This is a genomic window from Pseudomonas sp. D47, assembly GCF_045447305.1.
Lineage (GTDB): Bacteria > Pseudomonadota > Gammaproteobacteria > Pseudomonadales > Pseudomonadaceae > Aquipseudomonas.
Genome location: NZ_JBJGXU010000065.1, coordinates 18311 through 31889, shown reverse-complemented (window position 1 = coordinate 31889; position 13579 = coordinate 18311). Strand labels below are relative to the sequence as shown.

The 13579-nt window shown below is 62.2% G+C and carries 17 protein-coding genes; 9 read left to right on the top strand and 8 right to left on the bottom strand.

What is annotated here, in order from left to right; genetic code table 11:
* Positions 1 to 181: 181 nt before the first annotated feature.
* Entirely contained in the window at positions 182 to 1066 is an 885-nt protein-coding gene (locus ACI77I_RS27200) for a sugar nucleotide-binding protein (protein WP_017135982.1), read from the top strand.
* A 234-nt stretch (positions 1067 to 1300) separates the two neighbouring features.
* On the opposite strand, the gene ACI77I_RS27195 is transcribed toward ACI77I_RS27200, so the two are convergent.
* The 5 genes from ACI77I_RS27195 to ACI77I_RS27175 form a co-directional block, all read right to left on the bottom strand.
* Entirely contained in the window at positions 1301 to 1999 is a 699-nt protein-coding gene (locus ACI77I_RS27195; RefSeq protein WP_094952301.1) for an OmpW family protein, read from the bottom strand.
* A 95-nt stretch (positions 2000 to 2094) separates the two neighbouring features.
* The gene (locus ACI77I_RS27190; protein ID WP_406999291.1) at positions 2095 to 2619 is read right to left on the bottom strand and encodes a DUF3299 domain-containing protein; all 525 of its coding nucleotides are present in this window, start codon (positions 2617 to 2619) and stop codon (positions 2095 to 2097) included.
* Positions 2620 to 2630: 11 nt separating this feature from the next.
* The gene (locus tag ACI77I_RS27185; protein ID WP_406999289.1) at positions 2631 to 3896 is read right to left on the bottom strand and encodes an ABC transporter permease; all 1266 of its coding nucleotides are present in this window, start codon (positions 3894 to 3896) and stop codon (positions 2631 to 2633) included.
* 1 nt (position 3897) lies between these two features.
* On the bottom strand, positions 3898 to 4608 hold the full coding sequence (locus ACI77I_RS27180) for an ABC transporter ATP-binding protein (RefSeq protein ID WP_094952304.1): 711 nt from the start codon (positions 4606 to 4608) through the stop codon (positions 3898 to 3900).
* Positions 4609 to 4758: 150 nt separating this feature from the next.
* On the bottom strand, positions 4759 to 5370 hold the full coding sequence (locus tag ACI77I_RS27175; RefSeq protein ID WP_242152944.1) for a DUF2796 domain-containing protein: 612 nt from the start codon (positions 5368 to 5370) through the stop codon (positions 4759 to 4761).
* A 129-nt stretch (positions 5371 to 5499) separates the two neighbouring features.
* Between ACI77I_RS27175 and ACI77I_RS27170 the strand changes: the two genes are divergently transcribed.
* Positions 5500 to 5841: a hypothetical protein gene (locus tag ACI77I_RS27170; protein ID WP_094952306.1), complete on the top strand. Its 342-nt coding sequence runs from the start codon at positions 5500 to 5502 to the stop codon at positions 5839 to 5841.
* Here ACI77I_RS27170 and trxA read toward each other — a convergent pair.
* The 3 genes from trxA to ACI77I_RS27155 all read right to left on the bottom strand — a co-directional run bounded on the left by trxA (position 5838) and on the right by ACI77I_RS27155 (position 7969).
* Complete coding sequence (gene trxA / locus ACI77I_RS27165) at positions 5838 to 6710, bottom strand: thioredoxin (protein WP_406999287.1); 873 nt, start codon at positions 6708 to 6710, stop codon at positions 5838 to 5840. The two genes, ACI77I_RS27170 and trxA, sit on opposite strands and share 4 nt — an antisense overlap.
* A 150-nt stretch (positions 6711 to 6860) precedes the next feature.
* Positions 6861 to 7517, bottom strand: a complete 657-nt coding sequence (locus ACI77I_RS27160; RefSeq protein WP_406999285.1) for a class I SAM-dependent methyltransferase — start codon at positions 7515 to 7517, stop codon at positions 6861 to 6863.
* Positions 7514 to 7969, bottom strand: a complete 456-nt coding sequence (locus tag ACI77I_RS27155; protein WP_094952309.1) for a YbaY family lipoprotein — start codon at positions 7967 to 7969, stop codon at positions 7514 to 7516. Before ACI77I_RS27155 ends, ACI77I_RS27160 begins: the two co-directional genes overlap by 4 nt.
* Positions 7970 to 8108: 139 nt before the next feature.
* Between ACI77I_RS27155 and nrdR the strand changes: the two genes are divergently transcribed.
* The 7 genes from nrdR to thiL all read left to right on the top strand — a co-directional run bounded on the left by nrdR (position 8109) and on the right by thiL (position 13575).
* The gene (gene nrdR / locus ACI77I_RS27150) at positions 8109 to 8579 is read left to right on the top strand and encodes a transcriptional regulator NrdR (protein ID WP_053258286.1); all 471 of its coding nucleotides are present in this window, start codon (positions 8109 to 8111) and stop codon (positions 8577 to 8579) included.
* Complete coding sequence (gene ribD / locus ACI77I_RS27145; RefSeq protein WP_242152938.1) at positions 8576 to 9712, top strand: bifunctional diaminohydroxyphosphoribosylaminopyrimidine deaminase/5-amino-6-(5-phosphoribosylamino)uracil reductase RibD; 1137 nt, start codon at positions 8576 to 8578, stop codon at positions 9710 to 9712. The genes nrdR and ribD overlap by 4 nt, the downstream gene beginning before the upstream one ends.
* Positions 9713 to 9759: 47 nt before the next feature.
* Positions 9760 to 10422 (top strand): riboflavin synthase, encoded by a 663-nt coding sequence (locus tag ACI77I_RS27140; RefSeq protein ID WP_094952311.1) that lies wholly within the window; start codon positions 9760 to 9762, stop codon positions 10420 to 10422.
* Between the two features lie 15 nt (positions 10423 to 10437).
* Positions 10438 to 11529: a bifunctional 3,4-dihydroxy-2-butanone-4-phosphate synthase/GTP cyclohydrolase II gene (ribBA, locus tag ACI77I_RS27135; RefSeq protein WP_094952312.1), complete on the top strand. Its 1092-nt coding sequence runs from the start codon at positions 10438 to 10440 to the stop codon at positions 11527 to 11529.
* An 88-nt stretch (positions 11530 to 11617) separates the two neighbouring features.
* On the top strand, positions 11618 to 12094 hold the full coding sequence (ribE, locus tag ACI77I_RS27130; RefSeq protein WP_003176356.1) for a 6,7-dimethyl-8-ribityllumazine synthase: 477 nt from the start codon (positions 11618 to 11620) through the stop codon (positions 12092 to 12094).
* Complete coding sequence (gene nusB, locus ACI77I_RS27125) at positions 12091 to 12591, top strand: transcription antitermination factor NusB (protein WP_094952313.1); 501 nt, start codon at positions 12091 to 12093, stop codon at positions 12589 to 12591. The genes ribE and nusB overlap by 4 nt, the downstream gene beginning before the upstream one ends.
* 18 nt (positions 12592 to 12609) lie before the next feature.
* Positions 12610 to 13575 carry a thiamine-phosphate kinase gene (thiL, locus tag ACI77I_RS27120; RefSeq protein ID WP_094952314.1) on the top strand — a complete coding sequence of 322 codons (966 nt, stop codon included), beginning with the start codon at positions 12610 to 12612 and terminating at the stop codon, positions 13573 to 13575.
* Positions 13576 to 13579: the final 4 nt, after the last annotated feature.

The following is a 13579-nucleotide window of genomic DNA, read 5'->3' as shown; positions in this document are numbered from 1 at the left end:
GCCGCCGTTACCCAAATAACGGATATGCACCCAGCGGTGCCAAGTTGCAACCCCGCACTTTATCCGTGACGGTTGCGCTACAAACCCGCAAAATGCAACGATTCTGGAATAAACCTACGGCAGGCGTTACCCGCCCGTCGACAATAACCATCGTTCCAAACAGACCGGGCCTGCACACTCTATGCGAATGCGCCTTATGTTACTGGGCGGCGGGAATGCCCTCGGGCAGGCGCTGATTCGCCTCGGTGCAGAGGAAGACATTGGTTTCCTCGCACCCAAACCGCCCCAAGACGGCTGGGATGCCGCGAGCCTCACCCAATTGCTCGACGACACTCGTCCCGATGCGTTGATCAACCTCGCCTACTATTTCGACTGGTTCCAGGCCGAAGCGGTCAGCGAAACCCGCCTGGCTGCCCAGGAGTTCGCCATCGAACGCCTGGCCGAGCTTTGCCAGCACCACAACATCACCTTGCTGCAACCCTCCAGCTACCGCGTGTTCGATGGCTCCCGCGCCACCGCCTACAGCGAAAAAGACGAGCCGGTGCCCCTGGGCCTGCGCGGCCAGGCGTTGTGGCGTATCGAACAGAGCGTGCGTGCGACTTGCCCGCAACATGTACTGCTACGGTTTGGTTGGCTGCTGGATGACAGCGTGGACGGCACCCTCGGGCGCTTTTTGGCCCGGGCCGAGAAGCCGGACGAGCTGCTGATGGCCGATGATCGGCGCGGTAACCCGACGCCGGTGGACGACGCGGCGCGGGTGATCATCTCGGTGCTCAAGCAACTTGATTGCGCGGCGCCGCTGTGGGGCACGTATCACTACGCCGGGCACGAGGCGACCACACCGTTGGCGCTGGGCCAGGCGATCCTCACTGAAGCACGTAATTTTCACCCGCTGGCGATCGAGTCCCCCACCGCCCAGGCCCATGCGGCACGGCCGGATGCGGCGGATGAACCGCAACATGCGGTGCTGGCCTGCAAGAAGATTCTGCACACCTTCGGCATCAAGCCACGGGCGTGGCGGGCCGGTTTACCGGCGCTGCTGGATCGGTTCTATCGGCATAGCTGACACCACACAAAACCAATGTGGGATCAGGTTTTGTGTGGGGTTGCCGGCGATGCCCGACAGGCTCTACCGCCACAGCTGAGACCCTACAAAACCAAATATGGGAGCGGGCGTGTGTGGGAGCCGGGCTTGCCCGCGATAGCATCGCCTCGGTGTATCAGTGATACCGAGGTGATGCTATCGCAGGCAATCCAGCTCCCACACACGCCAGCTCCCACATGGGTTATGCCGTGTTGCTTAGAACTTGTAGCCAATACCGACCATGTAAACCATCGGGTCGACGTCCACGTTGACCTTGGCGCGTGTGCCTTGGCCCAGCGCGTTGTTGTCCACGGTGGCCTTGGTGCTGATGTCGATGTAACGCGCCTGGGCGTTGATCATCCACTTGTCGTTGATCATGTAGTCGGCGCCGATCTGCGCGGCCCAGCCCCAGGAGTTTTCGGCCTTGAAGTTGCTGAAGCCAGCTTGTTCGGCGCGGCTGCCGACGTGCTCGTCGTAGATCCAGGTGTAGTTGATACCGGCGCCCACGTACGGTTGGAAGGCGGATTTGTTGTCGAGCGGGTAGTACACGACGCTCAAGGTCGGCGGCAGGTGTTTCAGCGTACCGAGCTTGCCGTTGGCAGCGCCCAGGGCGGTGTTCTTGATCTTCACGTCATGCTCGAACGGCGTGGCCGCCAGCAGTTCGATACCGACGTGATTGGTGATCATGTAGGCGAAGTTGAGGCCCAGTTGAGTGTCGCTGCTCATGGTCGCCTTGCCGCCCAGGTTGGTGCCCGCCAATGGGCCCTGGTCAACCTTCACGCTGCTGCTGTCTGCTTTCGGATTCACGGTGATTGCACCGGCGCGAATCAGAATGTCGCCCGCTTCGTGAGCGTGTGCGACAGGGGCGGCGAGGGCGAGCGCGAAGAGGGACGCGCCGAGCAGAGACTTGTTCATGGGAGCTCCAAGAGGACGTTAAAAGTTGTACGTCCAATGGTAAAGATCGTTCCGTTCGATCCTTTGACTCAGCTCAATGAAAGGGTGAACAGGCCTTATTCCTGCAGTTCGTAGACATAAATCTTGTCGGCGTCCATCTGATAACCGGCATCGGCCAATTCACTCGAAGACGGCTTGACCTGCATCGCGCCCTCGATCCAATACGGCTGGTACAGCTCGTCGAGTTTCACCCCGACTTCGCTTTTCACATGCACGATCTGGTTCGACGGCGGTGGCGGCACATGGATGCACGCGCCGAAATACGGCACCAGCAAGAACTCGGTGGTGCGGCCTTCTTCGCTGACCTCCAGCGGCACGATGTAACCCGGCAAACGGATGTGCTGGCCGTCGAGGCTCTGCACCACTGGTGCGTTGGGCAAGTCTTGCTTGACGGCAGGCGCCGACTCGACCGACAGCGCATCGGCCATGCTCGACAGGTCGTGCAACGGCTTCATATTGGGGATTTCCGGCGGCGCGTCCAGCGGGATCATTTCCTGCCAGGACAGATCCTTGGGCTGATCTTCGGCCCAGGCAGGCACCACCACCACCACCAGCAGCAAGGCAAACAGGGCACGACGCATCGAAGCCTTCCTCATAAACGTATGGACAGGCCATCGGCCAGAGATTGTCGATAGGCACGCCACGCGGGCACGCTGCCCATCAACAGCGCGGCCGCCAAGATACCGGCGAGCAAGGTCCATTCATATTCGCTGGGCCACGACATCGGCAAGTCCAGGCCATAGTTGGCCTGCAAATACCCGCGCGACGCGGCGATGCACACGTACAACAAGCCGACGCCCGCCACCACACCGGACAAGGCCAGGGCGAACGCTTCGAAGATCAGCAACGTTGCGATATGCCAGGGCCGTGCGCCCACCGAGCGCAGGATCGCCATCTCGCGGCGGCGTTCGTTGAGGCTGGTGAGGATCGCCGTGAGCATGCCGATCAAACCGGTCAGCACCACGAACAGCGAGATCACAAACAGTGCCTTTTCGGCGGTGCCCATCATGCTCCACAGCTCTTGCAGCGCCACGCCCGGCAGGATCGCCAGCATCGGTTCACCACGGAATTCGTTGATCTCGCGTTGCAGGGCAAAGGTGGAGATCTTGTTGTTCAACCCGAGCATAAACGCAGTGATGGCTTGCGGGGTCAGGTCCATATTGCGCGCCTGATCGGCGCTGATACGGCCCTTGCCTTGGGCGGGCACGCCGTTGTGCCAGTCGATATGGATGGCTTCCATCCCGCCGAGGCTGATATGCAGCGTGCGGTCCACCGGGGTGCCGGTGCGTTTCAGAATGCCGACCACGGTGAATGGTTTGTCATCGTGCTTCACCAGGCTGACCACCGCGACACCGTGGGCCAGCACCAGCTTGTCGCCGAGCTTGTAATGCAGTGCATCGGCAACTTCAGCACCAAGCACCACTTCAAACGTGTCGGTGGCGAAGGCGCGGCCGATGGCCAGTTCGAGGTTCTGTTTGCGGCCGTACTGGTAATGCTCGAAGTAGGATTCGTTGGTGCCCATCACCCGGTAGCCGCGGTGCGAATCGCCGAGGGAAATCGGGATCGCCCATTTCACCTGCGGGCTGGCAGCGAAGTGCTCGTAGCTGTCCCAACGGATGTTGTTGGTGGCGTTGCCGATGCGGAATACCGAGTACAGCAGCAAGTTGACTGAGCCCGAGCGGGCGCCGACGATCAGGTCGGTGCCGCTGATGGTGCTGGCAAAACTGTTGCGCGCCTCAACGCGCACGCGTTCTACCGCGAGCAACAAGCAGACTGAGAGCGCGATGGCGAAGGCGGTGAGGATCGCGGTAAAGCGGCGGTTAGCCAGGCTGGCCATGGCTAGACGGAACAGATACATCTCAAACCTCTGCGGGCGTGGCGGCGCGATTGAGTTCTGTCAGCGACAGGTTGCGGTCGAACAGCGGCGCCAGGCTCTGGTCATGGCTGACAAACAGCAGGCTGGCGCCAGCTTCGCGGCATTCGGCGAACAACAACTGGATGAAAGCTTCGCGGGCGTCGTAGTCCAGGGCCGAAGTGGGTTCGTCGGCGATCACCAGCTCCGGTTGGCCGATCAGCGCACGGGCGGCGGCTACGCGTTGCTGTTGGCCGATGGACAGTGAGTCGGCGCGGCGCTCGAGCAGGTCTTTATCTTTCAAACCCAAATGCGCGAGCAAGGTCGCGGCGGCCTGGTCGACACTGCCGTGGCGCTGAACCGCGCGTTGCGCGCGCAGCTTGGAAAAGTGGCAAGGCAGCTCAACGTTCTCGCGCACTGATAGAAACGGCAGCAAGTTGAACTGCTGGAAAATGTAGCCGGTGTGGTCCACGCGGAAGCGGTCGCGGGCGCCGGCCGACAGCTCGGTCAGCTCCTGGCCGAGCAGGCGAATGCTGCCCCGGGTGGGTTTCTGCACGCCGCCCAAAAGCCCGAGCAGAGTGGTTTTGCCACTGCCGCTGGGGCCTTTGAGAAACAGGGTTTCGCCAGCTTCCAGGCGGAATGCGGGGATGTCCAGCAACTGTGGGTGGCCGGGCCAGTTGAAGCCCAGATCAGACAGTTCGATTAACGCTTGGGTCATAGGAAATCAGTGGTCTGGTTTGATTTGGATGATGACACCGATCAAGTGTGGGAGCTGGCTTGCCTGCGATAGCATCGCCGCAGTGTGCCGGATAGACCGAAGAGCCTGCATCGCAGGCAAGCCAGCTCCCACAGTGATTGGGTTTTCACATCAGAATTTCAGGCTGGCCGCGGTGGCCGTCGCTTCAACACCCTGCTGACCGCTTGGGCCGATCAGTTGTACCTGAATTTTCTGGGTGGCGGGGAAGGTCTTGAACACCTGGCTCAGGTCCAGATTGCTCAGTGCAGTCGGTGTGGCGCACGTGAATTGGTAGTGCGCGTGGATTTCGCTGTGGTCGTGATGATGTTCGTGAGCGGCCGCGCCTTTGCCGTCGGTGGCGTGGTCGTCATCGTCGTCGTCATGCTCGGCTTCTGGCTTGTCGCCGAACAATGGGCTGTTGAGTTCCTGGGTGCTGATCACGCAACCGGCGGACTTAGGCAGTTTGAACAGGGCCAGCGGGTTTTCCAGCTGTTTGCGTGCGGCGGCGACCTTGGCTTTGTCGGCGGCGGTGGTAGCCAGGTGTTCGAAGCCCACCACGTTCATCGCCGGGCTTTCCAACTCAAGCTCCAGGGCCTGACCGTCGAGCACTGCGTTGAGGCGGCCAACGCCGTGTTCATGCGCGCCGAGGCTGCCATGCGCGTGGTCATGATCATGTTCTTCGGCGGCATGGGCGATAGCCAGTGGCAACAGGGCAAACGGCAAAGCAAGCAGCAGACGGCGCATGAGAAGGCTCCAGAACATGAAAGTTTTGTTATGTGATCTTATAACAATAGCCCCAGAGTTTGACCGCCCGCTTGGCGTTGCGCAAGCCGCGTGGGAGCATGCCTGTCAGAAAAGTGCAGGAGAATGACGATGTTGCGAATTCGCGGAACCGTCGGCGACATGCCGGTGGACTTGACCCTGGAGCTGGACGACGGTGATTGGGCGCGACTGGGCGCCCACTTGCAGGCGGCGCCCATGCCGAGCGAGCCAACCGCTGCGCCGGTTAAACAGAACGACGATCTGTGGCAGAACGCCCAAGACCTGTTGCGCAAGGCCGGGCAACTCAACGGGCTGGAATTGCTCGATCAGTTGGAAGGCTTGGCCGGCGACGCCGCATCAGGCAAACGCCTGCTGGTGCGCTTGCGCCATAGCGCCAAGGTCAAAGTGGCCAGCGGCGGAGATACGCCGCTGTACAGCTGGGTCGGCGATTAGTACAGCGCAGCGAACAACTTGCGGCGGTACACGGTGACCAGCGGGTGGTCATTGCCGAGCAGTTCGAACACCTGCAGCAAGGTCTTGTGCGGCAGGCCTTCGCTGTAGCTGCGGTTGCGGATAAACAGCTTGAGCAAGCCTTCCAGCGCCGCATCGTATTGCTGGCGCGCCAGTTGCTGAATCGCCAGCTGGTAGGCCGCTTCATCGTCCTGCGGGTTTTGCGCCAGGCGGCTTTTCAAGTCGGCGGCGTCGGGCAGGTCTGCGGCCTGGCGCAGGAAGGTGATTTGCGCCTTGGCCCCGGCGAGGGCGGCTTTGTGATCATCGCTTTTCACCGCGTCGAGCACGGCCTGGGCTTCGCCCAATTCACCACGTTCGGCCAGGCAGCGCGCGTACAGGATCAGGGCGGCGGCATTGGTGTTGTCTTCGCCCAATAGTGCCACCAGCACCGCTTCGGCGTCGCTGATACGGCCTTCGGCAAACAGCGCCTGGGCCTGTTCCAGCGGGTCAGCTGCAGCGGGCGGCGGCATCTGCACATGCGGCTCCAGCATCGCCCGCACCGCCGACTCCGGCTGCGCCCCGGCAAACCCATCCACCGGCTGGCCGTCCTTGAACAGCACCACGGTGGGCAGGCTTTGAATGCCAAAGCGCGCGACGATATCCTGCTCGGCCTCGCAATCGACCTTGGCCAGCAGCAACTCGCCCTGATAACTCTCGGCAATTTTCGCCAACATTGGCATCAACGCCTTGCACGGCGCGCACCACTCGGCCCAGAAATCCACGAGTACGGGTTTTTCGAAGGAGTTCTGGATAACCGCCTGGTCGAAGTTGGCGGTGGTGACGTCGAAAATGTACGGCGTGGGCTCACTCATGGGGCATCTCGAATAAAGCGGGAATGGGGCAACTATAAGGGCTGGCACGGTTGGCTGAAAGCGTGGTTGATTCAAGATCGCTCTCGCAGGCACGCCAGCGCCCACAGAGGGGCGCGGTCAACTGTGGGAGCGGGCTTGCCCGCGATGGCCTCAAGGGCGCCGCGAATGGTACAGGCTCACCTTGCGAAACTCCCAAGGCTCGGCCAAGTCGGGCAGCGTCAGCGCATCAAGGATTCCCAGACGCTGATAAGCCGGGTGCTGGAAGTCCCGCACCCGCGAGTCCGCCACCAGGGCCTCACGGCCGCGCGTCAGGAATTGATCCAGCAGCGGCAGGTTGGCGCGGTCGTAGAGCACATCGGCGACCAGGATCAGGTCGAAGCGGTCGGCTTCGGCGAAAAAGTCGGCTGAGTAACTCAGCTGCACGCCGTTGAGCTCGGCATTTGCCCGGCAGGACGCTAAGGCCAGCGGGTCGAGGTCGCAGGCCACCACTTCCAACGCGCCAGCCTTAACGGCGGCAATGCCAGCCACGCCGGAACCAGCGCCAAAATCCAGCACGCGTTTGCCGGCGACCCACTCAGGGTTCGCCGCCAGGTAGCGCGCCAGCGCCAAACCGCTGGCCCAGCAAAAACTCCAGTACGGCGGCTCATGCAGGATGCGTCGGGTTTCTTCGGGGCTGAAGGCGCGGTCCATGTTGTCCGCATCCAACAGCCACAACGACAACACGGTGCCCGGCAGTGGGCAGGGCACCAACTGCGCGTCGCCGATCAGTTCGCTCAGGGCGCGTTGCAGGTCCAACGGTGGCGTCATGGTGCCTTGACGAGTTGCAGGGGGCCGGTGGTTTGGGTGATCGCCTGGGTGATGCGCACGGCAGGCAGGTGCAGGATCAACTGGCCGGACTGGCTGGCGCGCCCGCGCAGTTCAACGCGTGCACCGGCCGGGAAGGCTTCGGGGTTGAAGCGCAGGCGGAAGGCCAGTGGCTTGCCGTTGCCGGTCAGTACGCTGCTGGCGAGCAGTTGTTGCGGGCGGTTGCGTTCGTCGATCACCAGCATCGCCAGTTCGACTTCGGCGCCGGCGGGGATGTTGGTGAGGTTGCCATTGATTTCCCGTTGATAGGCCGGCAGGGGGCCGAGGTCTTCAATACCTGGTACTTTTTTCTCTTGGGCGGGCGTTGGTTGAGGCGACGAAGGCTTGGGGGCTTCGCTGCTGCAGGCGACCAGAAAACTGAACAGGGCGAGTAAAACGAGTGGTCGTAACTGCATGTACGGCTCCAGAAAGGACAAAATCCGTGGCTTAAAAAATATGAAACATAATAGTCAGCCTATATACCGTAAAGGCTATGGCTTGTCTTGCCACAGGGATGCGCTACCATGGCCCTCCCTTTTTTTGTTGCCTGCCACCATGCACTGTCCCTTCTGCGGTGCCAACGACACCAAGGTCATTGATTCGCGTTTGGTCGCCGAGGGCGATCAAGTGCGTCGCCGGCGCGAATGCCTGGCCTCTGGCTGCGGTGAACGTTTCACCACCTTCGAAACCGCCGAACTGGTACTGCCACGTCTGATCAAGTCCGACGGCAGCCGCCAGCCTTTCGACGAAGAAAAACTGCGCGCCGGTATGCAGCGCGCCCTGGAAAAACGCCCGGTGAGTGTCGAGCGGCTGGAGGCGGCGCTGGCGCATATCAAGCACAAGCTGCGCGCGACCGGCGAGCGCGAGGTCAAGAGCCTGGTGGTTGGAGAACTGGTGATGGGCGAGCTGCAAAAGCTCGACGAAGTCGCCTATATCCGTTTCGCCTCGGTGTATCGACGCTTCCAGGACCTCAATGAGTTCCGCGAAGAAATCGACCGCCTGGCCCGTGAGCCGGTCAAGAAATGAACTCGCCTTCTGCAGAACAAACCGTCCTCGACGCCCATTACATGGCCCGCGCCCTCGAATTGGCGCGCAAGGGCCTGTACACCACTCATCCTAATCCGCGTGTGGGCTGCGTGATTGTGCGCGATGGGCAGATTGTCGGCGAAGGCTGGCACGAGCGCACCGGCGAACCCCACGCCGAACCGAATGCCCTGCGCGCCGCTGGCGATAAGGCGCGCGGCGCCACGGTGTACGTGACGTTGGAGCCTTGCAGCCATCATGGGCACACACCGCCGTGTGCCGACGCACTGGTGACTGCCGGTGTTGCGCGGGTGGTGGCCGGGATGGAGGACCCGAACCCCGAAGTGGCCGGGCGCGGTTTACGGCGTTTGGCTCAAGCCGGTATCGAAACCCGCAGTGGCGTGCTGGAAAGCGAAGCGCGCGCGCTGAACCCGGGTTTCCTCAAGCGTATGGAACACGGCCTGCCGTTTGTGCGGGTCAAGCTGGCAATGAGCCTGGACGGTCGCACCGCGATGGCCAGCGGCGAAAGCCAATGGATCACCGGCCCGGCTGCCCGCGCTGCTGTACAGCGCCTGCGTGCGGAGGCCAGCGTGGTGCTGACCGGCGCCGATACGGTTTTGGCCGACGGCGCCCGGTTGACCGTGCGCGCCGCCGAATTGGGCCTGGATGAAGCCACCACTGCCTTAGCCATGTCACGTCCGCCATTGCGCGTGTTGATCGACGGGCGCCTGCGAGTGCCGCTCAACGCGCCATTCTTCAAGGCTGGCCCTGCGCTGGTCATCACTTGCGTGACGCCGGAAAACCAGTTCCCCCGTGGCCCCGAGTGCCTTGTAGTGCCGGGCGTCGACGGTCAGGTTGACCTGCGTTCGGCGCTGGTGGCCCTGGCCGCCCGTGGCGTCAACGAAGTGTTGGTAGAGGCTGGCCCAAGCCTGGCGGGCGCGTTTGCCCAGCAAGGGCTGGTGGACGAGTACGTGATATTCGTCGCCGGCAAGTTCCTCGGCTCCGCCGCCCGGCCTTTGCTGGACTGGCCGCTTGAGAAACTGGCCGATGCCCCCCAACTCAAGATCACTGAAATGCGCGCTGTAGGCGATGACTGGCGAGTCACTGCCATACCTATGCCAGCAGCGAGCGTATAATTCTGACCGGGCGCTCAAGCGCCCGTCCCGTTTTCCAGGAGAAGGCCATGTTCACCGGCATTATCGAATCCATCGGCAGCATCCGTGCCATGACCCCCAAAGGCGGCGACATCCGCCTGCTGGTTGAGACCGGCAAGCTGGATCTCGACGACGTCAAGTTGGGCGACAGCATCGCCGTCAGCGGTGTGTGCCTGACCGTCATCGAGCTGCCGGGCAACGGCTTTGCCGCTGATGTCAGCCGGGAAACCCTGGACTGCACCGCGATGAACGACCTCAAGGCCGGCAGCCCGGTCAACCTGGAAAAAGCCCTGACCCCGACCACCCGCCTGGGCGGCCACTTGGTCAGCGGCCACGTCGACGGCGTCGGCGAAGTGGTTTCGCGCAGCGAAAACGCACGCGCCGTGGAATTCCGCATTCGCGCGCCTAAAGAGCTGGCCAAGTACATCGCCCACAAAGGCTCAATCACCGTCGATGGCACCAGCCTGACCGTGAACGCCGTGAATGGCGCCGAATTTGAACTGACCATCATTCCCCACACCCTGAGCGAAACCATCATGGCGTCTTATCAGCCAGGTCGCCGGGTGAATCTGGAAGTCGACTTGCTTGCCCGTTACCTGGAGCGCCTGTTGTTGGGCGATAAGGCCGCAGAGCCAGCATCTGGGAACATCACTGAAAGTTTTCTGGCCGCTAACGGCTACCTGAAATCCTGACCAAGGGGGTGCCGCGTGGCGCTCAATAGCATCGAAGAACTGGTTGAAGACATCCGCCAAGGCAAGATGGTCATCCTGATGGATGACGAAGACCGTGAAAACGAAGGCGACATCATCATGGCCGCCGAGGCCTGCAAGGCTGAGCACATCAACTTCATGGCCAAGCACGCCCGTGGGCTGATCTGCATGCCCATGAGCCGTGAGCGCTGCGAATTGCTCAAGCTGCCGTTGATGGCGCCGCGCAATGGGTCGGGTTTTGGTACCAAGTTCACCGTATCGATTGAAGCGACCACCGGCGTTACCACCGGTATTTCCGCGGCCGACCGTGCACGCACAGTGCAAGCCGCCGCCGCCAAAGACGCCAAGGCCGAAGACATCGTCAGCCCGGGCCACATCTTCCCGCTGATGGCCCAGTCAGGTGGCACCCTGGCGCGTGCCGGGCACACCGAAGCGGCCTGCGACCTGGCGCGCATGGCCGGTTTCGAGCCGAGCGGGGTGATCTGCGAAGTGATGAACGACGACGGCACCATGGCTCGTCGCACTGAACTCGAAGCCTTTGCGGCCGAACACAACCTCAAGATCGGCACCATTGCCGACCTGATTCACTACCGCATGATCCACGAACGTACCGTTCAGCGGATTGCCGAGCAGCCGCTGGACAGCGAACTGGGCCAATTCAATTTGGTGACCTACCGTGATTCAGTGGAAGGCGACGTGCACATGGCCCTGACCCTGGGCAAGATTTGCGCTGAAGAGCCGACCCTGGTGCGCGTGCACAACATGGACCCGCTGCGCGACCTGTTGATGGTCAAGCAACCGGGCCGCTGGAGCCTGCGCGCGGCCATGGCTGCGGTCTCCGAGGCAGGCAGCGGTGTGGTGCTGTTGCTCGGCCACCCGTTGGATGGTGATGTATTGCTGGCGCATATCCGCGAAACCGCTGACCAGGTGCCGGTGAAAAAACCGACCACCTACAGCATCGTCGGCGCCGGTTCGCAGATCCTTCGCGACCTGGGCGTACGCAAAATGCGCCTGATGAGCGCACCCATGAAATTTAATGCGATATCCGGTTTCGACCTGGAAGTTGTAGAATACGTGCCCTCCGAATAAAGGCTGGCGATTCTTGCCCCTTGTTCGCGGTTAAAACATCACTGAGGGACGCACTTTTCGCGTCCCGGCTCTTTAAGAGATTTGTCGAATGACCCTGAAGACCATCGAAGGTACCTTCATCGCCCCCAAAGGCCGCTATGCCCTAGTGGTTGGCCGCTTCAACAGCTTTGTGGTTGAAAGCCTGGTAAGCGGTGCCGTTGACGCCCTGGTTCGCCACGGTGTGAGCGAGAGCGATATCACTATCATCCGTGCCCCTGGCGCCTTCGAAATTCCACTGGTTGCGCAAAAAGTTGCACAGCAGGGTGAATACGCGGCGATCATCGCCCTGGGCGCGGTCATTCGTGGCGGCACTCCGCACTTCGAATACGTGGCCGGCGAATGCACCAAGGGCCTGGCCCAGGTGTCCATGGAGTTCGGCGTGCCAGTCGCTTTCGGCGTACTGACCGTAGATTCCATCGAACAAGCCATCGAGCGTTCCGGCACCAAGGCGGGTAACAAAGGCGCTGAAGCTGCTCTGTCCGCGCTGGAAATGGTTAGCCTGCTGTCGCAGTTGGAGGCCAAGTGATTTCCGACGAAAGCGATCAGTTCAACCCTAAGGACCCGCGCCCATCCGACGCTGGTAAGCCATCCAAGAGCGAAAAGCGCCGTGGCGCCCGCCAGCTCGCGACTCAGGCGCTTTACCAGCGCCACATGTCTAAAACCTCGCTGAACGAAATCGAAGCGCAGTTTCGCGTCGACAACGATTTCAGCTTCGCGGACGCCAGCTACTTCCATGACATCCTGCACGGTGTTCCGGCCAACCAGGCCGAGATCGACGCTGCCTTGACCCCGTGCCTGGACCTGACCATCGAAGAGCTGGACCCAGTTGAATTGGCCGTACTGCGGCTGTCCACCTGGGAGCTGCTCAAGCGCGTCGACGTGCCGTACCGCGTGGTGATCAACGAAGGTATCGAGCTGGCGAAAGTCTACGGTTCGACCGACGGCCACAAGTTCGTCAACGGCGTGCTCGACAAGCTGGCCCCGCGCCTGCGTGAAGCCGAAGTGAAGGAACACAAGCGCTAATCTGCGCTTGAGTCCTGAATGGGCGAGTTTGAGCTGATCCGCAACTACTTCGCCGCCGCGCCTTGTGCGCAAGGCGGCGAAGGCATTGCCTTGGGGATCGGCGATGACTGCGCCTTGCTGGCGCTCCCCGCTGGGGAGCAGTTGGCAATCTCCACCGATACGTTAGTGGCCGGCGTGCACTTTGCCGACCCGTGTGACCCGTTCCTGCTCGGCCAGCGCTCGCTGGCCGTAGCGGTGAGCGACCTGGCCGCCATGGGCGCCCACCCGCTTGCCTTTACCCTTGCTCTTACCGCGCCGACGGTCGATGCCGATTGGCTGCAACGCTATGCCCAGGGTTTGAACGCCATGGCGCAAAGCTGCGGCGTGGGCCTGGTGGGCGGCGACACCACGCGCGGGCCGCTGAGCCTGACCCTGACCGTGTTCGGCCGTGTGCCCGCCGGGCAGGCGTTGACGCGCAGCGGTGCACAACCGGGTGACTTGCTGTGTGTGGGCGGTGAGCTCGGCAATGCCGCCGGTGCTTTGCCGTTAGTGTTGGGGCAACGCACGGCGGATGCGGCGATTGCGGGCCCCTTGCTGGCCCATTACTGGTCGCCACAACCGCAGTTGGCTTTGGGCCTTGCATTGCGGGGCAAGGCGACATCGGCCATGGATATCTCCGACGGGTTGCTGGCCGATTGCGGGCATATCGCCAAGGCTTCGGCTGTCAGCCTGTTGGTTGAGCTTCAGAAGCTGCCCTTGTCCAAGGCCTTGCTGGCCTTTGTCGGCGACGATGAGGCGCGTGTGGCGGCGTTAAGCGGGGGCGATGACTACGTGTTGGCGTTCACCCTGCCACCCGCCGAGCTGGCGCCGTTGTTGGCCGGTGGTTGGCCGATCCACGTGATCGGCCGGGTCGAGGCGGGGCAGGGCGTGACGCTGCTCGACGCCATTGGGAAAGACATCACCCCGGCCGTGCGCGGCTATCAGCATTTTCGCGAGGCGCCGTAAGCCG